The organism is Halonatronum saccharophilum DSM 13868, assembly GCF_000517025.1.
Taxonomy (GTDB): domain Bacteria; phylum Bacillota; class Halanaerobiia; order Halobacteroidales; family Halobacteroidaceae; genus Halonatronum; species Halonatronum saccharophilum.
This window is the reverse complement of record NZ_KI912094.1, coordinates 472,797-493,507: the sequence shown is the minus strand read 5'-3', so window position 1 is coordinate 493,507 and position 20,711 is coordinate 472,797. Positions and strand designations below refer to the sequence as shown.

Annotated in this window: 20 protein-coding genes and 2 pseudogenes; all 22 read left to right on the top strand. The window is 34.1% G+C overall.

Annotated elements, in window-relative coordinates; translation table 11 throughout:
• Positions 1 to 2 precede the first annotated feature (2 nt).
• The 22 genes and pseudogenes from HALSAC_RS0105885 to HALSAC_RS0105790 all read left to right on the top strand — a co-directional run bounded on the left by HALSAC_RS0105885 (position 3) and on the right by HALSAC_RS0105790 (position 20,643).
• A complete protein-coding gene (locus tag HALSAC_RS0105885; protein ID WP_245579430.1) occupies positions 3 to 899 on the top strand; it encodes a lysophospholipid acyltransferase family protein in 897 nt (298 codons plus the stop codon).
• Positions 896 to 1,471: an LPS export ABC transporter periplasmic protein LptC gene (lptC, locus tag HALSAC_RS0105880; RefSeq protein WP_027339481.1), complete on the top strand. Its 576-nt coding sequence runs from the start codon at positions 896 to 898 to the stop codon at positions 1,469 to 1,471. Before HALSAC_RS0105885 ends, lptC begins: the two co-directional genes overlap by 4 nt.
• The gene (locus tag HALSAC_RS0105875; RefSeq protein ID WP_027339480.1) at positions 1,464 to 2,165 is read left to right on the top strand and encodes an LptA/OstA family protein; all 702 of its coding nucleotides are present in this window, start codon (positions 1,464 to 1,466) and stop codon (positions 2,163 to 2,165) included. Before lptC ends, HALSAC_RS0105875 begins: the two co-directional genes overlap by 8 nt.
• 15 nt (positions 2,166 to 2,180) lie before the next feature.
• Positions 2,181 to 2,897, top strand: coding sequence for an LPS export ABC transporter ATP-binding protein (gene lptB / locus HALSAC_RS0105870; RefSeq protein ID WP_027339479.1), 717 nt, complete (start codon positions 2,181 to 2,183; stop codon positions 2,895 to 2,897).
• Positions 2,898 to 2,910: 13 nt separating this feature from the next.
• Positions 2,911 to 4,008, top strand: coding sequence for an LptF/LptG family permease (locus HALSAC_RS0105865; protein ID WP_027339478.1), 1,098 nt, complete (start codon positions 2,911 to 2,913; stop codon positions 4,006 to 4,008).
• A 319-nt stretch (positions 4,009 to 4,327) separates the two neighbouring features.
• A complete protein-coding gene (locus HALSAC_RS0105860; protein ID WP_027339477.1) occupies positions 4,328 to 5,476 on the top strand; it encodes a DUF3084 domain-containing protein in 1,149 nt (382 codons plus the stop codon).
• Positions 5,473 to 5,856 carry a pre-16S rRNA-processing nuclease YqgF gene (locus HALSAC_RS0105855; RefSeq protein WP_027339476.1) on the top strand — a complete coding sequence of 128 codons (384 nt, stop codon included), beginning with the start codon at positions 5,473 to 5,475 and terminating at the stop codon, positions 5,854 to 5,856. The genes HALSAC_RS0105860 and HALSAC_RS0105855 overlap by 4 nt, the downstream gene beginning before the upstream one ends.
• 219 nt (positions 5,857 to 6,075) lie before the next feature.
• Positions 6,076 to 6,690 (top strand): GNAT family N-acetyltransferase, encoded by a 615-nt coding sequence (locus HALSAC_RS0105850; RefSeq protein ID WP_027339475.1) that lies wholly within the window; start codon positions 6,076 to 6,078, stop codon positions 6,688 to 6,690.
• A gap of 49 nt (positions 6,691 to 6,739) precedes the next feature.
• Positions 6,740 to 7,300: pseudogene (locus HALSAC_RS15165) on the top strand (class I SAM-dependent methyltransferase); the annotation flags it as partial.
• 25 nt (positions 7,301 to 7,325) lie between these two features.
• Positions 7,326 to 7,763 (top strand): C-GCAxxG-C-C family protein, encoded by a 438-nt coding sequence (locus HALSAC_RS0105840; protein ID WP_027339474.1) that lies wholly within the window; start codon positions 7,326 to 7,328, stop codon positions 7,761 to 7,763.
• A gap of 90 nt (positions 7,764 to 7,853) precedes the next feature.
• A complete protein-coding gene (locus HALSAC_RS15160; protein ID WP_035571454.1) occupies positions 7,854 to 8,297 on the top strand; it encodes a class I SAM-dependent methyltransferase in 444 nt (147 codons plus the stop codon).
• The gene (locus tag HALSAC_RS16810) at positions 8,239 to 8,460 is read left to right on the top strand and encodes a DUF3795 domain-containing protein (protein ID WP_084804348.1); all 222 of its coding nucleotides are present in this window, start codon (positions 8,239 to 8,241) and stop codon (positions 8,458 to 8,460) included. The genes HALSAC_RS15160 and HALSAC_RS16810 overlap by 59 nt, the downstream gene beginning before the upstream one ends.
• A 23-nt stretch (positions 8,461 to 8,483) precedes the next feature.
• A complete protein-coding gene (locus HALSAC_RS0105830; RefSeq protein ID WP_027339473.1) occupies positions 8,484 to 9,287 on the top strand; it encodes a PhzF family phenazine biosynthesis protein in 804 nt (267 codons plus the stop codon).
• Positions 9,284 to 9,892: pseudogene (locus tag HALSAC_RS17365) on the top strand (transglutaminase-like domain-containing protein). Before HALSAC_RS0105830 ends, HALSAC_RS17365 begins: the two are co-directional and overlap by 4 nt.
• A gap of 54 nt (positions 9,893 to 9,946) precedes the next feature.
• Positions 9,947 to 10,795 (top strand): GrpB family protein, encoded by an 849-nt coding sequence (locus tag HALSAC_RS16385; protein ID WP_051412099.1) that lies wholly within the window; start codon positions 9,947 to 9,949, stop codon positions 10,793 to 10,795.
• Between the two features lie 105 nt (positions 10,796 to 10,900).
• Positions 10,901 to 11,140, top strand: coding sequence for an NUDIX domain-containing protein (locus tag HALSAC_RS17360; protein ID WP_211231311.1), 240 nt, complete (start codon positions 10,901 to 10,903; stop codon positions 11,138 to 11,140).
• 45 nt (positions 11,141 to 11,185) lie between these two features.
• Positions 11,186 to 11,362: an NUDIX hydrolase gene (locus HALSAC_RS17355; RefSeq protein WP_211231310.1), complete on the top strand. Its 177-nt coding sequence runs from the start codon at positions 11,186 to 11,188 to the stop codon at positions 11,360 to 11,362.
• Positions 11,363 to 11,390: 28 nt separating this feature from the next.
• A complete protein-coding gene (locus HALSAC_RS0105810) occupies positions 11,391 to 11,861 on the top strand; it encodes a GNAT family N-acetyltransferase (RefSeq protein WP_027339472.1) in 471 nt (156 codons plus the stop codon).
• 265 nt (positions 11,862 to 12,126) lie between these two features.
• Positions 12,127 to 13,413, top strand: a complete 1,287-nt coding sequence (locus tag HALSAC_RS0105805; protein ID WP_027339471.1) for a Glu/Leu/Phe/Val family dehydrogenase — start codon at positions 12,127 to 12,129, stop codon at positions 13,411 to 13,413.
• A gap of 55 nt (positions 13,414 to 13,468) precedes the next feature.
• Positions 13,469 to 16,669: a PEP/pyruvate-binding domain-containing protein gene (locus HALSAC_RS0105800; RefSeq protein ID WP_027339470.1), complete on the top strand. Its 3,201-nt coding sequence runs from the start codon at positions 13,469 to 13,471 to the stop codon at positions 16,667 to 16,669.
• A 236-nt stretch (positions 16,670 to 16,905) separates the two neighbouring features.
• Positions 16,906 to 18,546, top strand: a complete 1,641-nt coding sequence (locus tag HALSAC_RS0105795) for a pyridoxal phosphate-dependent decarboxylase family protein (protein WP_051412098.1) — start codon at positions 16,906 to 16,908, stop codon at positions 18,544 to 18,546.
• 183 nt (positions 18,547 to 18,729) lie between these two features.
• Positions 18,730 to 20,643, top strand: coding sequence for an SLC13 family permease (locus HALSAC_RS0105790; protein WP_027339468.1), 1,914 nt, complete (start codon positions 18,730 to 18,732; stop codon positions 20,641 to 20,643).
• Positions 20,644 to 20,711 lie beyond the last annotated feature (68 nt).

Here is a 20,711-nt window from a genome sequence, read left to right as displayed (position 1 = left end):
CAATGTTGAAGAAGATTATGCAGAGAATTTCATATACTTTCTTTAAATTATTTAAAGGAGTTGTTAATTTATTGCCAGAACGTTTAGCTTATTATTTTGCTAAACTACTAGGGTTTATACTATTTTATTTAGTTAAAAGTAGAAGAGATTTGGCTATTAAGAATATAAGGTTATCCTTTGGCTATTCTCTTAAGGATGCCCGTTCTCTAACAAGAAAGGTATTTCAGGATGTGGTTATTAAAACTATTGAAACCATTCGTTTTGAAAATTGGTCTGAAAGGTGTTTTGATGATAAGATAGAGGTAGAGGGTATGAAATATCTTAAAAGAGCTTATGAAGAAGACAGAGGAGTTATCTTGTTTACAGGTCATATTGGGAATTGGGAACTTTTAGGGCTATATCTTAGTTGGCTGGGATATCCTATTAATGCCATTGCTAAAAAGCACAGAAACCCTTTAATGTATAAAGAAATAATAAATATTAGAGAGAGTAATGGTGGTAATGTTTTTGCTAATGATAAAAAGGGAGTAAAGCAGGCCTTTAGAGCTTTGTTGAAGAAGGAATTATTATTAATATTAGGTGATCAAGATGCTCGTAGTAAGGGAGAGTTTGTTAGATTTTTAGATCGTCCTGCATCTACTCCGACAGGTCCGGTAGTATTTGCTCAAAAGACTGGTGCATTAATCTTACCGGTATATTTAATGAGGTTAGGTTATGGGAAGTATAAGTTAATTATAGAAGAGGCTATAGGTGTAGATAAGAAGGCGGATAAAGAGGAGATAAAGGAGAAGTTACAAAAGTTAACCTCATCTTTGGAAACTAAGGTCAAAGAGTATCCAGATCAATGGCTATGGCTACATCGTAGATGGAAGACCAAGATTAAGGGGGCTTCTAAATGAAGAAGGTAATTATAATAGTAATGGCTATTTTAGTTGTAGTTACAGGTGGATACCTTCTGCTTAGAGAGAGCTCTAATGATGAGTCCCCTCCCACTAAAATATCTGATGAATCACTACAAGATATCAATAAACCAGATGCTCAGATAAAAGATGCTTTTATAACATTGTATAGTGATGATGAAAAGACTAAGTGGGAGTTAGGGGCCAACACAATTGAGCACTTTGAGGATAGAAGGAGTATTGTATTAAATGAGATACAAGGCCGAGTTACAGAAGACGGTGATGAGTTGATAAGTATAGTAGCAGATAGAGGAACTATCGATTCAGAAACAGGATTTTTGAACTTAGAGGGAGCTATTACTATAAGAAGTGATGATAAGAAACTTAGGGCCAACTCTCTAAATTGGAATCAAGCTAGAAATGAGTTGACAGGAGTTGGAGATGTACTAATTGAGCAAGAGGGTATTAGAGCTACAGGTGATAGGTTTGTTAGCGAGGTTGATCTACAGAGACTTAGGATATTAGGAGATGTAAGGGTGATTACTAAAGAAGAGGGTGTGAGCTATGAATAAACTAGGAATTATACTAATAATAATATTTGTTATATCAATAATGGTGGTTCCTGCCCAAGCTAATGAAGGAGAAATAGAGTTATTAGCTGATGAATTGGTGATAGATGACCTTAATGGAAAGGTAGTAGCCAAGGGCTCTGTTCGATTAAATAATAAAGGTGTATCTGTAGAGGCTAATGAGTTAGTTGCTAACCAAGAACTTGAGAATATAATTTTAACTGGAGAAGTTAAATTACTAAAAGATGGACTATCTTTAAACTCTAATGAGTTAAAGGTGGAAGATAATTTTAATAAGATTATTGCTAGTGGAGATGTAGTAATTTTAGAAGGTGGAAGAAAAATTTCAGGAGAAGAGTTTGTTTTAGATGAATCTTTAGAGATTGGGACTTTAAAAGGAAACCCTAAGATGCAAGAGGATGATAGGGTTATAAGTGGAGAGGTTTTTGAGATTGATTTGGCCCAAGATATCTTTACTATATCTGGAGGCGTAGAGGTTGTAGATCAAAGTGATGATTTCTTTGCTCAAGCTGATAAGTTAGAGTATTATGAAGACAAGGATGAGATTATTTTAATTGGTAATGTTATAGCAAGGCGAGGTAATCAGAACATGGATGCTCAAAAAGTTATTTTTAATCTCAAGACTAGAAGGATGAGGGCTGAAGGAAAGACTAGATTTGTTATTCCTAATAATTAAGAGGGTGATTTAATAATGGCTATTAAGGCAGAAAATTTGATCAAGACCTATAGTAAGAAGAATGTAGTTGATGGAGTTAGTTTTAATGTAGAAAAAGGGGAAATTGTTGGGATCTTAGGGCCAAATGGTGCCGGAAAGACGACTACTTTTTATATGGTAGTAGGGCTAGTAAGTCCCAATAAGGGGAGAATTATTTTGGATGGTCAAGATATTACTGCCCTACCTATGCATAAGCGGGCAAGAAAAGGCCTTGGTTATTTGGCCCAGGAGGCATCTGTATTTAGGAAGTTGACTGTGGAAGAGAATATTATGGCTATCTTAGAGATGATAGATAGACCTGAAGATAATGAAGAGATTGTAGAGTCCCTTTTAGAGGAGTTTGATATTGCTCATATTCGTAAACAGAAGGGGTATATGTTATCAGGTGGAGAGAGAAGAAGGGTTGAGATTGCCCGTTCTTTAGCAACAGATCCTGATTATATCCTATTAGATGAGCCTTTTGCAGGGGTAGATCCAATTGCAGTAGGAGATATACAAGAGATAGTATCTCACCTAAAGAGAAGAGGTCTTGGAGTCTTGATTACTGATCATAGTGTAAGGGAGACCCTTGCAATAACTGATCGAGCTTATATTATGCATCAAGGTAAGATATTAATTTCAGGAACTTCAGAGGAGATAGCCAATAGTGAGACAGCTAAGAAGTTCTATTTAGGTGAGAAATTTCAGATGTAAGGAGTGGCAGCAGATGAAGATAGTAAATCGATATATTCTGGTAGAACTTTTACAGCCCTTCCTCTTTGGGGTATTTGCTTTTACCAGTATATTTGTAGGTTCAGATATATTGATTAGATTAGCTAAGATGATGACAAGATATAATATCCCATTATTAGAAACTGTAAAATTATTCTTTTTGAGTCTGCCACAGATTATTGTCTTTACCTTTCCTATGGCAATGTTATTAGCAACTTTGTTGGCCTTTGGTCGTTTATCTGGTGATAGTGAGATAGTAGCCTTAAGGGCCAGTGGAGTTAGTTTTACTAAATTGATAGTACCCGTATTGATTATTGGTCTGCTTATAAGTGGATTAACAGTCTTATTTAATGATACATTGGTACCAATAAGTAATAATGTTTATGAGGAGATGGTATGGAGGATAAGGCATGGTGAAGTGATGCCTCAGACTCAAAGAAATCTACAGATATCATCAGTAGATAGGAGAACAGGGAGTTTTGAGTCTTTATTAATTGCTAATAAGTTTGATGGTGATACCCAAGAGTTAGAAGGAGTTATCTGGCAGGAGTATGAGGATGGTCGAGTGGTTAATATTATCGAAGCAAGGCAGGCTAAATGGGTAGGAGATCAATGGGTCTTTATCGATGGAATTATATATAATATTACTAGTGATGGAAGAGTACCCAGGCTAAGCTTTGAAGAGTATAATATGGAGGATAAGTTAAATAGAACTCCACGTCAGATCTCTAGAAATCAAAAGGATCCAGATGAGATGACCTTAAATGAACTAAGGGGGCATATTAGATTACTCGAGGAAGAGGGTAGAGATGTTAATGAGCTAAAGGTTCTTTATCATCAAAGGTATGCTATACCTTTTGCTAGTTTTATTTTTGCTTTATTAGGAGCACCCTTAGGTCTTAAGCCTAATCGTTCAGGATCTTCAATTGGACTTGGCTTTAGTATTATTGTTATCTTTATTTATTATACTTTGATGACTGTAGGAGCCTCCCTTGGTGAAGCTGGACATATAGCAGCTTGGATAGGGGCTTGGATACAGAATATAGTATTTGGTCTGGTAGGGATTGGACTTTTATTTAAAGTAAGCAGGTAAGCTTAATTGGTAGTTGATAGTTGAGAGTTGATAGTTAAAATCAAAACAAAAGACTTTTTGAACCACGAATTGACACTAATCTTCACTAATTAAATTCAGAATTAAAAGTTATATTAATATATGATTTAAGGGAAATGTTTTGGAGTAAAAATTTTATTATTTAATAAAGGTTTATTGTTTTTTGAATAGATCTTGGGCTTTATTTGTGTTTTTATTTGTGTTCATTACTAGTTGAACTGGTTTTGCTTTTTTAGGCTTTGAATTTGATCTTAAGCTGAAGGCTGATAGCTGATAGCTCATACTAGAGAGGGTGGGCCAAATGTATGGTCTTAAACTGATAATAACTTTGGTGATAACAGCAGGTGTAATAGCTTATGTTGGAGATAAGATTGGAATGAAGATTGGTAAGAAGAGGCTATCTATCTTTGGTCTACGCCCTAAGCATACCTCAATATTGATTACTGTAGTTACAGGTATGCTTATAGCAATCTCTTCTTTGATGCTTCTAATGGCTGCATCAGAAGAGGTAAGGATGGCCTTGTTTGATATGCGATCTTTGTTAGAGAGGTTGGATGGCTTGCAGGTGGAACTAGAAGATAACAACCGTGAGCTTTTTGAATTAAGGGATGATATTAATCTGAAGGTGGCAGATTTGGCCCTTTTGGAGCAAGATCGTAGTAGGTTAGAAGGAGAGCTTGATAGTTTACAAGAGGATTATACAAGAACTAGAGAAAGTAAAGTAGAGCTTGGAGAAACAGTTGAGAGGCTAAATCTGCAAAAGGATGAGCTTGATAATCAAATTGATAATTTGGCCCATAATCTAACTTTGTTTGGTAGGAGATACTTTAACTCGCTGACAGGAGATATACTTTATCAGAAAGGTGATATTCTACTAGAGAGATCTATATCTGTAGATCAGGGTTATGGTGAGTTAAATTCTGAAATTAATAAACTATTAGAAAAGGTTGCAGCTACTGTAAGAGAAGAAGGTATAGAGTTAGGGGAAGGTATTAAACCTATTGAATATAACCAAAATGATTTTGATCAGGTAGTAGAGATTTTAGATGAACGTGAAGGTAGGGTGATTGTTCGTTTGCTAGCTTCTCAAAATACCTTTAAGGATGAGAAGTTAGGGCTCGAATTTGATCTTTATCAGGATTATAAGGTCTATAGTAGTGGAGATACTATAATAGAGGTTAAATTTGATAGCGATGGCGAGTTGGCCCAAGTAGATAAAGGTTTACAAGATCTTTTACAAGAGCTTAATTTAAAGGCTATCCGTAAAGGGATTCTTGCAGATAATAAAGGTCAGGTAGGAGAGTTAGGAATTATTAGACTCTACTCTATTATCGATGATTTATTGATAGAAGGGGATAAGAGGGTAAAGGTAGTGGCAAATGAGGATATTTGGCGTAGTGATAGGTTAGAGGATAATATAGATTTTAAGGTTTTAGGTGATTCAAGATGATCTTAGGAATTGATCCAGGTCGGGATAAGTGTGGAATTGCGGTCTTAGATTCTAAGCTTAATCGTTACTTTAAGGAGGTAGTGTCCACTTCAAAGATGGAAAAGAAGGTCAAAGAGTTAAAGGGCCAATTTAATATCCAGAAGGTGGTACTAGGTGATGGAACTAAGAGTGAAGATTTTCAGAAGAAACTCTCAAGGTATTTTTCTGAAATTATCTTGGTAGATGAATATAAATCAACTTTAGAAGCTCGGGACTATTATTGGAAGGAAAATCCTCCTAAAGGGTGGAGGAGGTTAATTCCTCTATCTTTACAGACACCTCTCCAACCCATAGATGACTATGTAGCAGTGATTTTGGTAGAGAGGCACTTAAAAGATTAATAGTTAAGAATTTATTATAAGACCAACAGTAGTTGGTCTTATTTTTGTTTAGATTTAATTATATTTCAAGTAATAGGAGGTATATAATTTATCATATAGAATTACAAGGTAATGATATTTTTTTATTAATATCAAAATCATTTTGAGATAATGATTTATTTTTAAATATATAACTAATTATCTATATATTACTTATAGAAGAAGATAAGGTGAATTAAAATGGATATTAAAGAATTATATAAGTTAAAAAAGAAGGATGCTGATAAAGGGGCTAAGATTTTAGCAAAGTCTTTTTATAATTATCCGATGTTTAGGTATGTTTTAGGGGCAAAGCATAATCAAGAAAATTTGCAGGCTGTCCTTAGGTTTATTATCAAGTATGTTATTATCTATGGAGAGGCTTATGCAACTTCTCCTGAACTTGAAGGGATCATATTGTTTTCTGATTATAAAGATTATAACTTCACTTTCTTTAGATCTTTAAGATCTGGAGGGTTATCTTTATTTAAATTGGGAGCAGAAGTAGGGAGGAAATTTAGTGAATTTGATGATTTTTCTTTGAAACTGCATGAAAATAGTATAAAAAGTCCACATCAATATATAATACTGCTCGGTGTTGACCCTAAAAAGCAGGGCCAAGGGATTGCAAGTAAGCTAATGCTTCCAGTGTTGGAGTTGGCCAAGGAGAAGGGCCAACCTATATATTTAGAGACACATGACTCTGATAATCTCCCAATCTACCAAAGGTATGGCTTTGAAGTAGTTTGTGCAGATAGAGTTCCTGGAAGTGATATTTCACATTGGGGTATGTTGAAAAAAGAGTTAATAAAATAGAGGAAATAACTTTAAAAAGCAGTTTGAAGAAAATGACTATAAATTAAATCCTATTATAGCCAAAGAATTAGGAGGTATATCAGGCAAGAAGGTTCTTCACTTACAATGTAATACAGGTGCAGATACCATTATGTTAGCAAAGATGGGGGCAGATGTTACTGGTGTTGATTTGGTTCCAGAGAATATCTATTATGCCAAGAAGTTAGCTGAGGACTTAGGTGTTGGAAATGTTGATTTTATTGCATCAGATATTATGGAGTTTATGGATAATCATCAAGGTGAATATGATATAGTCTTTACATCTGATGGAGCTATTGGCTGGTTATCCGATTTGATGAAGTGGGGGAGAACCGTTAGTCACTTCTTAAAGGATGATGGTTTCTTCTATATTCATGAAGGGCACCCTTTTGCTGATCTCTTTAATAGAGAGCAGATGGCTGAGGGAACCCTTGAAGTTGAATATCCATATTTTGACCAAGAGCCAGAGGAGTATGATAAATGTGTCCAAGGTATGGGAGGGTCAAAGCTAGATGGTGAAGACCTCTCTTATTACTCCCATTTTGAGGGCAAGGTGCCTCTCTCTTATAGTTTAAAGGCTACGCCAAGATAGATTAAATAATAAGGATGGATTAAAAATGAGTCGATCAGAGGTTGGAGTAAATAAATTCAGGGAAGGTTACAACTGTGCTCAGTCACTAATATTCTCTTATTCTGATAAGGTGAATATCTCAAAGGATTTAGCTTTGAGATTAGCAAATGGTTTTGGTGGAGGGATGGGTAGAAAGCAAGAGGTCTGTGGTGCAGTTTCTGGTGGGATTTTAGTCTTAAGCCTCTTATATGGGAGAGGTGAGAGTGAAGATAAAGAGAAACAAGAAGAGGCATACTCAAAAGTAAGAGAGTTAATTGATAAGTTCGAAGATAAATATGGCACAATAAATTGCAAGAAACTTCTAGATGGATGCAGTTTATTGACCCCTGAAGGACAAGAGGTTTTTAAATCAAAGCAGATGATTAAGAGATGCTATGGATATGTTGACTATACAGTGAAGACTTTAGAAGAGATAATTGAGTAATAGAGATGGCTGATTAGATTAGACCAGAAAGATCATTTAGTCTTCTTATACTCAAGGTAGATTTTGTCATTAGTTGGAGGAGGGGAAGAGATGAAGGGTAAGAAGTCATCTGTTATCAATAGAGTTGCTAAGAAAGGGGTATTCCCATATCAATTTGCATTTACCTTGCTAATCCCATTGAGAAATATATTTCTCTCACCTAAAAAATTAATTGAGCGTCTTGATTTAAAGGATGATTATAATGTTCTTGAATTAGGTGTTGGCCCTGGTTATTTTAGTGTTAAAGTAGCTAAGTCTTTAAGTAATGGTAAATTGATATTGGCAGATATTCAACAAGAGATGCTTGATATTGCCCAGAAGAGGTTGACTAAGAAGAAGGTCTTTAACGTCGAATATCATCTATGTAATGGGATTGACTTTCCCTTTGAAGATGATAGTTTTGATGTTGTATATATGGTGACAGTATTGGGAGAGGTTGAAAATAAAGAAGGATATATCAAGGAGTTTTATAGATTATTGCGACCTAGGAGATGAATGTCCTGTTAAATCCTGTTGTGAAGAAAAGGGTTCTTTACATTGTGGAGAATGTGATACATTTCCTTGTGATTTATTAGAGCAATTTGCTTATGATAAAGAGCAGGGGGATGATGGTAAGAGAATAGAGCAATGTAGAAGATGGTTAAGGGAAGAATCCTAAGAGGGAGGGGGAGGGTACAAAAGATGAATATTTATATAGTTGATGCTTTTACAGATAAAGCTTATAAAGGAAATCCAGCTGCGGTATGTATTATAGGTGAGCAAAGGTCTGATAAATGGATGCAAAATGTCGCCAATGAGATGAATCTATCTGAGACAGCTTTTTTACTTAAAGAAGGAGATGGATTTTCATTAAGGTGGTTTACACCAGAAACTGAAGTCGATCTATGTGGTCATGCTACCTTGGCAAGTGCTCATATATTATGGGAAGAAGGGGTTGCAAAGGAGAAAGAGATTAAATTCAATACCCAAAGTGGTTTATTAACGGCAATAAAAGATGGAGATTGGATTCAATTGAATTTTCCATTGGAAAAGGAGGAGGAGGTAGATCCTCCAGAGGATTTAATCAAAGGGTTAGGAATAGCTTTTAAATACATAGGCAAGAACAGGCTTGAGTATCTTGTAGAGGTAGAAGATGGAGAAGAGCTAAGAAAGTTAGAGCCAGATTTAAATCTGTGGAAGAGGGTTGAATCTAGAGGAGTTATCGTAACAAGTAAATCCAATAACCCAGAGATTGACTTTGTATCTAGGTGCTTTTACCCATCTTTAGGAGTAGATGAAGACCCTGTAACAGGTTCTGCTCATTGTTGCTTAGGGTCTTATTGGCAAAAAAATCTCAATAAAGATAAATTAACAGCTAAGCAATTATCTAAGAGAGAAGGATTACTTAAATTAGATATACTTAAAGAGCGGATCTTAATATCAGGGAAAGCGATAACCACATTAAAGGGAGAGTTGTTAGTAGAAGAGATTAGGGTCAACTTATGAAGATAACTTTGGAAAGTAATAATTTGAAGGACTACTTAGGAGAAAGTCGTGGTGTTGATTGGAGCCATCTCTTAATTAGAGAGAAGGTTGAAGAGTTATATGAAGGTTGTGATAGTGAGCTTGATAAGGTGAGAAGAGCCTTTGAATTTGTGAGAGACGAGATTGCTCATTCATAGGATATACAAAGCAGACGCATTACCAGAAGTGCCTCTGAGGTCTTGGCCTTTAAAGAGGGAATCTGCTATGCAAAGTCTAATCTCTTAGCAGCTCTACTTAGAGGGGGAGGGATACCAACAGGTTTCTGCTATCAGCGGTTGACCTTGGGTGATACACCAGATACTGGATATTGCATTCATGCCCTAAATGGTGTCTATCTATCGGGGCTTAAGAGGTGGATTAGGCTTGATGCTAGAGGAAATAAGGAGGGTGTCAATGCCCAATTTTCTATAGATAAAGAGATATTAGCCTTTCCTGTTCGTTCCCATTACAATGAGAAGGATTATCCAACTATCTATGTAGAACCTGTAAAGATTACAATGGATACATTGAGCAATAATAGTGATTGCTTAGAGATGTATAAGTATAGCTTGTTAGAAGATATATAGTTTTATATTAAATTATTTTAGACAATCACTACTATTGAGAGGAGATTAGATATAATGACGGGACCAATCAAGAAGGTTTCAGCTTATATACTAAGAGAGACCAAGAGAGGTTATGATGAATTGCTTGTATTCTCACATAAGGATTACCCTGAGGCGTCCCTTCAAATACCTGGTGGGACAGTTGATAAAAGCGAGGATTTGGAAGAGGCAGTTAAGAGGGAGGTCTATGAAGAGACAGGTTTGAAGAAGTTTCAAATAATCAAGAAATTAGGAGAGGCAACCCACTTTAAACCCTATTTAGGCAAGGAGGTAAATAGGCACTTCTTTCTGATTAGAGTTTCCACAGAGACTCCAGATTCTTGGGAACATAAAGTAGAGGGTGAAGGAGAGGATGAGGGATTAATCTTTAGTTATAGGTGGTTTCATCCTCAAGAAGTCTTACTAATACATAATCAGTTTCATAAGTTCTTAACGCCAAAGTATATACCAACTCTCTTTCCAAAGGAAGTTATGCTTGGATTGAGTAATAAAAAGGTATCATTAGTTCCTTACACTAAGCTTTGGAGAGGCATATTTGAAAATGAAAGAATAATAATTGAAGATGTAATAGGTGAATGGATTGAGAGCATTGAGCATATAGGTAGTACATCAATACCCAGGATACCAGCTAAACCGATTATTGATATAGGAATAGGAGTAAGGGGTTTAAAAGAGAGAAACAAGGTTATTATTAGTAAGCTTGAGGGGATAGGCTATCAATTTAGAGGGGAATGTGGGGTAGCAGATAGATGTTATCTTGTAAAGGGTTCTCCTCAAAGGCGAACTCACTATCTTCATATGCATCTTTCTTTAAAGAATTACTCTTTATTTAGAGATTATTTAACAAATAGAGGAGATTGTTAGGGTATATGACTTTATAGAGGATAAGGTGAGTAGAAATGATGAGAATCTTTAAAGGTTAATGATAATAATTATTTTAATTTGAATAAAATGAAAGGAGGTTTCAAATTGAATTCAATAAGAAATTCAGCAAAAGCTATAATCATTAAGAATGGTAAGGTTCTTCTAACGAAGAATAAAAGTCAGCTTGAGGTCTTTTATTTACTTCCTGGAGGAGGTCAGAATAAGTTTGAAAGACTAGAGGATGCCCTAAGAAGAGAATGTAGAGAGGAGATTGGGGTAGATATAGAGGTGGGAGATATAGTATTCATCAGAGAGTATATAGGCAGAAATCACCAATTTGCTTAATGGGATTCAGATGTTCACCAAGTAGAGTACATCTTTGAAGGTAAGTTGAAAAAGGGTGTAGAAGTGGCTGATGGAGTAGCGCCAGATGATATGCAGATTGGTATCGAATGGGTTGACTTAGATAAGTTGAATAATTATAACTTATATCCCAAAGTACTAAAGAAGGTAATTAGAGAGGAAATTGCTTTTGATAATAAAGTGTACTTAGGAGATGTAAACTAGTTAGATAATTTAGGAGGATAGAAATAGGATGAAGATCAGAAGAGCAGAGGAGAAGGATATTAATTCTATTTGGCAGTTGATTAAGAGTAATTTTGATGAAGTGATGATTAATGATCATTCAAAAGAGATATGCGAGAAGTTTAAGAATCATAATAAGCCAGAAAAGTTGAGAGAGCAGATGAGGTGGAAGGAAGTATATGTAGTCGAAAATGATGGAGAGGTAGTTGGAACAGGGGCAATTGCTAACTTCGGTGATGGTGACTCGCCTAAGTATTCCATATCAAACTTCTTCATTAAACCAGAATTACATAGAATGGGAATAGGAAGGTTTATCTTTAACAAGCTATTGGAATCTGTTAAGAAAAAAGGAGTGGAGAGATTTTATGTTCCTAGCAGCAGAACAGGCTTAGATTTTTACAAAAATGTGGGGTTTATAGAGGATAAGATCCAACCTGATATTAAGGATGAGATAATCTGGATGACGATGACATTAGACTAGAAATTTAAAATCACTTAATCTCTTTGATTATAGTTTACAAGCAAAGTAACATATGTTATAATTACAAGAAAATTGTAATAATTATACATAGAAATTATAGCAGGGAGAGTGAAGTGTTTTTTTAAAAAGATTAGTGAATATGTTCACATTCACTAACTAATATATTAAAAGTAGCCAAATAAGAAATTATAAGGACTGGAGGTATGACTTTTTATTAATGTTTGTTACGAACGTAAGCAATACATAAATAATAAGGAGGAGTAAAATGAGTGTAAATTCTTATAACCCATATAAAAATGCTCAAGCACAATTTGATAGTGTAGCAGAAAGGATTGGTTTAGACAAAGCTACATGTGATTTATTGCGTGAACCTATGAATGAGTATCATTGTTTGATTCCAGTTAAGATGGATGATGGTAGTACCAAGGTCTTTAAAGGATACCGTATTCAACACAATAATGCTAGAGGAGCAGCAAAAGGTGGGATTCGTTTTCACCCACAAGAGACTGTAGATACAGTAAGGGCATTAGCTATGTGGATGACATGGAAGTGTGCTGTTGTTGATATTCCATTAGGTGGTGGTAAGGGTGGAGTGATATGCGATCCTAGAAGTATGACTGAAAGAGAACAAGAGAGATTGTGTCGTGGCTGGGTAAGGCAACTAGTCAAGGATATGGGTCCTAATATTGATGTTCCAGCGCCAGATGTAATGACCAATGCAAAGCATATGCTTTGGATGTTAGATGAATATGAGACAATAGTTGGAGAAAGAACACCAGGGTTCATTACTGGTAAACCTGTTGAAATGGGAGGTTCATTAGGTAGAACAGAAGCTACAGGTTTTGGAGTCATTTATACGGTTCGTGAAGCATTAAGGGAGTTGAATATCAAAGCAGAGAATACCAGTGCTTCTATCCAAGGTTTTGGTAATGTTGCCCAATATGCAGCTAAGTTATATCAAGAAATGGGTGGTAAGGTAGTAGCAGTTTCTTGCTGGAATTTTAAAGATGAAAAAGCATATACTATCTTCAAAAAAGATGGCTTAGATATTGAAGCGTTAATAGAGATTTCAGATTCTTATGGATCTATTGATAATAAGAAAGCTCAAGATATGGGATGTGAAACTTTAAATGGAGATGCATGGTTGGAGCAAGAGGTGGATATCCTTATTCCTGCTGCTTTGGAAAATCAGATTACTGTTAATAATGTTAATAAGATAAGTAAACAGGTTAAAATAATTGCAGAAGGGGCCAACGGTCCTACTACTGAAGATGCAGATGAAATTCTTAGAGAAAGTGATATTTTTGTTATTCCAGATTTTTTAGCCAATGCAGGAGGAGTTACCTGTAGTTACTTTGAGCAGGTTCAATCTAATACAAATTATTATTGGGAGAAAGAAGAGGTATTAGAGAAGTTAGATGCAAAGATGACAGCAGCATTTAAAGATGTTTATGAACTTGCTGCTAAAAAAGATTTATATATGAGAGATGCAGCTTATGTAATATCTATTAATCGAGTAGCTCAGTCTGTAAAGATGAGAGGCTGGATTTAGCTAGGAGTAATCAGCAATAAAAATCATTAAACTAAACGTTAAGGGTGGTTTTTAAATGAAAAATCAGGAATTTAAGGATCAGTATTTATTAGAAGATTTAAAAGAGAGAGCTAAGGAACTAAATTGCCTTTACAGGGTAGATGATATTTTAAGCAATGATTCATTGTCACTACCAGAAATCTTTAATAAATTAATAAAGATAATTCCATCAGGGTGGCAGTACCCTAAAGCTTGTAGTGTAAGGATTATCTATGAAGATTCTAGTTATCAAGAGCCTGGTTTTTCTGCCTCTACAATCTCTCAAAGCTCCAATCTAAATGTTGATGGGAAGAATGTAGGTAGAATAGAGGTTTATTATAGTAAAGATGTTAATAAGGAAGATAAGGAATATTTTCTTGAAAATGAATATAAGCTTATAGAGACTATTGCAGATAGGATCAGCAAGACAATTCTGCATAAGCATATGGAAGAGGTTCTATGTGGGTGGAACATAGAAAAAGAGATTAAAGATAAGAGCAAAGAGAGAAATCATGAATGGATGGTTATTGTAGATCTACTTGAAAGAACTGATCAGTCTATGCTTCTTCATACCTCAAGAAAAATGTTAAATCATTTATCTTCAAAAGGGGTCAAAGAAGCCCAGAAGGTATTATGGGATTTTAGTTCAAAAGGGCCCTTTACACATAGTGAGGTTAATTACCCAACTGAGAAGTTTTTATTGGATGATATCTCAAAAATAAGTTCTAAGACCTTTAATATTGCAAGAAAACACTTAAGTGATGATGAGATATTTATTAAGTTGACAAAGTGGATTCAGGCTGAAAAAGCATATTCATTAATAAGAACCATCGATCAAATTGATACAACAGTAAGAGATGTTATTGATGCTATTAATCGTTATAGCAATGTTAGTGGTGGCAATAGTATGCTTCATTCTCCAACTGAACATTGGTTAGTAGTAGCTTTAATTCGTATCTTCTTATCTGAAAATTTAAAGTTTATGGCTAGAGCTAAAGAACATATTGAAATTAATGATTTTTATAATATCATAGATAAAATTATCTTTCCTAAAGGTAGCCATGGGAAAATTGGTGGAAAAGCAACAGGGTTATTTGTTGCTCAAAAAATAATCCAGAAAGCTAGTAAGGAGATTCCTGAGTTAGCTTCAATAAAAGTACCTAAGACATGGTATATAACAACTGATGAAGTTAAAGGATTTTTAAATTATAACGGACTTGAAGAATTAAATATGCAGAAGTATAAGGAACTATTTGAAGTTAGAAATGATTATCCCAATGTTATTCAAATAATGAAGAATTCCAAATTTAATGATGATACTATTAAAAGTCTTGCTATGGCTCTAGATGACTTTGGTGAGACCCCTTTAATTGTACGAAGCTCTAGCATATTAGAGGATCAAATGGGAAGTTCTTTTTCTGGTAAATATAAGAGTCTCTTCTTAGCTAATCAGGGTAGTAAAGAAAAGCGTTTGGAGGAATTAATGGATGCTATAATAGAAGTATATGCATCTATGTATAGTCCAGACTCTATTCAGTATCGTGATAAAGCTGGTTTGCTGGACTTTCCTGAAGAGATGGGGATTATGATCCAAGAGGTTGTAGGAAATAGGGTAGGGAATTACTTCTTTCCACTATTTGCAGGGGTAGCTTTTAGTAATAATGAGTTTCGATGGTCTCCAAGATTAAAGCGGGAAGATGGTTTGCTAAGGATGGTAGTAGGCTTAGGTACTCGTGCTGTAGATAGAGTTGGGGATGATTTTCCATTTCTTTTATCACCTGGTCAAGCAGGGATAGAGGTTAACTCTACTCCTGAAGAAGTAAGCAGATATTCCCCTAAAAAATTAGATGTAATTAATCTTAATGAGAGTAGCTTTGAAACTATTGATATAAACTCTCTTCTTAAAGAGTATGGTTCATCAATATTAAATATAGAAAAGATAGTATCTATACTTAAGGATGATTATTTACAAAAAGCAAATCCCTTTAATATTGATTTTGAGAAAGATGACCTACCAGTTACATTTAATGGTTTAATTAATGATACCTCATTTGTTAAGACAATGGATAGTCTATTAAAAGTATTAAATGAGAAGTTGGGAACTCCAGTAGATATTGAGTTTGCATCTGATGGTAAAGATATCTATTTGCTTCAGTGTAGACCACAGAGTTTTTCGGAGGAAAGATCTGCACCTCCAATTCCTAAAGAACTCCCCAAAGAGGATACAATCTTTTCTGCGAAGCGATATATATCCAATGGATTTATCTCTAACATATCTCATATAGTATATGTTGACCCTAAAGAGTATGATCAGCTAAAACAGTATGATGATCTATTAGATGTTGGGAAAGCTGTAGGATTACTTAATTCCTTGCTGCCAAAACAGAGATTTATTCTTATGGGGCCGGGGCGTTGGGGGAGTCGTGGAGAGGTTAAGATGGGAGTGCAGGTAAGCTATTCAGATATTAATAATACTGCTGCTTTAATTGAGATTGCTAAAAATAAATCTGGTTATATTCCTGAACTTTCTTTTGGAACCCACTTCTTTCTCGATTTAGTAGAAGCTAATATACGTTACCTGCCCCTTTATCCTGATGGTCAAGGAATTATATTTAATGAAAGCTTTTTGAAAAGATCTGCAAGTATTTTGACTAAGCTTCTTCCTAAATTTAGTCATCTTCAAAAGGTTATTAGAGTTATAGATATACCTAAAAAGACTGATGGTAAAGTTCTTACTTTATCGATGAATGCAGACCTAGAAGAGGCATTAGGTTATTTAAGTAAGCCTAAAAAGAAGGGGTTAGAGGAAGAAAAGAATATAACTGAGCAGAAAAAGTCAATGGGAGATAGAAGATCTAAATCAGATGACAGTTTCTGGAGATGGAGATATTATATGGCGGAACGTATTGCTGATACATTAGACTTTTCTACTTTAGCCATAAAAGGCATCTATATCTTTGGAAGTACTAATAGTGGGACGGCTGGTCCAGGTAGTGATATCGATTTATTGATTCACTTTGTTGGAAATAAAGATCAGAAAGAAGAATTAATGAATATATTAGAAGGTTGGAGTCTATCTTTGGCTGAAATTAATTATATGAAGACTGGTTATCGTTGTGATGGTTTATTAGATGTTCATTTGGTTTCAGATGAAGATATAAAGAATAAATCTGTTTTTGCTTCAAAGATTGGGGCAATTACAAATCCAGCTCAGCCATTAAAGGTTGAATATGAATGATAAAAACTAAGATCTCATTAGTTGTACAACTAATGAGATCTTAGTTTTTATTGGATTAGGTGTTAGTTTTTTAGTTCTGTTTATTATATAAAAAATATTAAAAGTATGAATTGCTTAATACATAATAGAATTATTACTAGATAGCGATAAATATCAGTCATTTGATTTGATAATGCAGCAATTTAGTTATATAATATAATATATAGAAAAAATTACAATGTTAAATGGAGGCTAAAATGGAAAATATAAAAGAAATGTTTTTAAGTGATGATGGTAACACAAAGGATAGAGAGAAATTTTTAGGTTACTTAGAAGAGTTGAATCGTATTATTGATAGTCGTAAGGATGAGAATAAAGCCTCTTTAAATGGAGATAGCAGCAGAGATTATAGTAAAGCTATAAAAGAGGCTGTAATTCCACAGGAGGGAATGGAAGTTGAAAGGCTATTAGAGGAGATGGACTCCTTAGTGGCTGGTCACCCTTATTATACTAAGAATTTTATGTTAAATGCGTTGGCCCCAGCTAGTATTCCAAGTCTTTTAGGTTTTATGACTGCTGGATTACTTAGCTGCAATGCTATTTGGGATGTAGCTTCTCCAACATCAGCAGAGGCTGAGATCAAGTCAGTTGCTATGATGGCTAGAATCTTTGGTTATAATCCTAAAAAGGCTGGTGGATATTTTACCTATGGAGGGCAAGGAGGGATATTTAACGCTTTAAGGATAGGCATGGAAAAGGCTGCACCAAAGACAAATACAAGTGGTGTAAGTGACAATATTTATGCTATCTGTTCTGATAGAGCTCACTTTTCTTTAAAGAAGGCTGTAGAGACAGGTATAGGGAAAAATAAAGTAATTTTAGTTAAGACAAATAGGGATACTAGTATAAATATTGAAGATTTTGAGAAGAAGCTAGATCAGCTATTGGCTAAAGGAGCAAAGATAGCTGTAATAATTGCTACTACTGGTACTACTGATACTTTTGCTATTGACGATGTGGGTTCTATGAAGGATATAATTGATGAAAAAAGGTATGAATATGGTTTAGATTATATTCCTCATTTGCATGCAGATGGTGCAATGGGTGGATTATACAGCCTCTTTAATCAATATGATTTAGAAGAAAACCCTTTAGAATTTAATTTAGAAACTGTTGAAGCTTTACGAAAAATAAAAAATAATATGGTTAATATATATAAAGCTGATAGTATCTCTTTAGACTTTCATAAATTAGGACATGCCCCTTACAATAATTCTTTATTTATTGTGAAGGATAATAAGGATTTTAATTTGGTTAACTTAGATAGAAAGGATTGTCCTTATGTAGGAGAACAGGGATATGGAGAATATTTTACTGGATATACATTAGAATGTTCTAGAATGGCTGCAGGGATTGCTACTTATTGTAATTTATTATGCTTTGGAGTTGAAGGATATCAGAAATTGTTGGCCCATTATTTGAATTTATCAATAGAATTTAGAAAGAAATTAGAGGCGAGAAGTGATAGTATAAGAGTTATAAACAAGGAAGTTCCTGGACCAATAACATTATTTAGGGTTTATAATAATCAAGCAGAATATCAAAATGAAATAGAATCTAGAGTAACAGAAGAGAAAATCTTAGAAATAAATAAATTGAATGAACATTTTTATAAAATTTTAAGGGATAACAGAGAAAATATAATGTTTGGTGATACTAAGCAGTCTATAGATATTAGATCTTTTGATACTAAAAAAAGATTTAATTTAAATGCAACCAAAGCTTTTATGACTTCACCACATACTAAAGTGGAGGATTTAGATTATATAATAGATTATTTAATGAATAGTTATAAGTTTTTATTTAATGATCAAGGCTTGCTTAGAAGTTCTATTTAAATTTTATTGCAATTTTTGCATAAAATTTAATATTTAATAGAGGACTGAAATTAATTATAGTTGCCAAAAAATATATCTAACGAAAGGGCCAACATATGTTGGTTTTTTTCTTTATATATGTATTAAGGCTTGCAATAAATAAGTATGTTTTCTATAATTTTATTAAAGAAGGAGGGATATTTTGTGTATAATAAAGTTAAAGATAGTAGATTCTTTTTTTTACTTTTAGTTATAGTTGTAGCTATTTTAATTTTGAGTTTAAATCACTATTCACAAGAGTTAGTTTCTGTAGTTGATGCTTTAAATACTGGTATAGTTATAATTTTAATTTTAATCCCAGTATTTGTTACACTATCATTTATAGAGATAATCCGATTAGATTTATTAGCTTTAATGATTCCTGTAGTTTTGGTTTTATTAAAGCCATGGACTAAAGTTTCTGTAGAAGAGGCATTATCAGGGTTTTCTAATAGTGCTACAATAACAGTTTTGGCTATGTTTATTATAAGTCAAGGTATACAAAATAGTGGGATTGTACAGGTATTAGGAAAAAAAATAATAGATATAACTGGAGATAATAAAAGAAAGCAACTAGGATTGATAATGGGATTAACAGGGCCAACGGCATCAATGATTAACAATACCCCTGTAGTTGCTGCTTTTATACCAATGATAACTAACTTGGCTAAGAAGACAAAAAATTCTCCTTCAAGATTATTAATTCCTATGTCTTATGCATCTATGTTAGGTGGGATGTTTACCTTAATTGGGACATCAACCAATATTTTAGCTAGCAATATCTCTGATAGTTTAATTGGTAGACCATTTTCTATGTTTGAGTTTACCCATTTAGGAGTAATTCTATTTTTGGTAGGTTTTATTTATTTGTTTTTTATAGGGGCAAAATTGATCCCGGCAAGGATTGATCCTGAAGAAGGGTTAACAGATAAGTATGAGATGGATTTATTTTTGACAGAGGTTATAGTAAAAGAAGGTTCACCTTTTATTGGTGTTCCTGTTAATAAGACCTTAGAAAGAATAAACCTAGACATAGATTTAGTACAAGTTGTCCGAAGTGGAGAGAAGTTTAAGGAATCTTTACAGGATAAAGAATTATTTGAGGGTGACCATTTAATTATTAGAAGTGATAGGAATACTTTACTTGAAATATTAGATGATGAACGATTAAAGTTATTACCTGAAATAAGAATTGGGGATAAGCAGTTAGAAGAGCCAATTAAAGGAAATAAGCTATTAGAGGTAGTAGTTACACCAGATTCCTTTTTAGTAGATCAGACCTTTGCCGATGTAAATTTTATTGAAAGGTATGATGCTACAATACTAGCTATTAAGCGAGGTCCTGATTTGGCTCATAAAAAAATGGAGGATATAAAATTAAAGCCAGGAGATATAATTTTATTATTTGCTACTAAGACAACAGTAGATCGTTTACAACAAAATAGAAACTTTATAGTTGTGAAGGAGTTTGAAACCAAAGACTATGATATCGAAAAGATACCAATTTCTTTAGGGATTTTAGCAGCTGTAGTCATTCCAGCAATTTTAGAGATTCTTCCTATTGTGGTTTCTGCTCTTGGTGGGATGATTGCTATGATTTTAACTGATTGTGTTAATTCTAAAAAGGCTTATGATGCAATAGATTGGGAGGTTATCTTTCTTTTGGCTGGATTAATTCCTTTAGGTATAGCAATGGAGAAAACAGGAACTGCTCAATATATTGCTGATATGATTCTAATTGGTACAGAGCAATTACCGCCTGTAATAGTGTTGGGTTTATTTTATTTTGTTACTGTAGTACTTACCAACTTTATGAGTAATAATGCAAGCGCTGTTTTAATGTTACCAGTAGCAGTTGAAGCTGCAAACACCTTAGGGGCCAACCCCTTTTCCTTTATTATGGCAGTAACCTTTGCAGCCAGTACAGCTTTTTTGACTCCTTTGGGCTACCAAACTAATTTAATGGTCTATGGTCCAGGAGGGTATAAGTTTAAAGATTTCTTTATAGTTGGGGCACCTTTGCAGATTATATTAACGATTATTACCCCAATTTTGATTAAGGTGTTTTGGGGAGTTTGATTAGTTAAGAATTAATAATAGAGAATGTTCTGGATTTTGATTTTATTTATTCAATATTCATTATTATT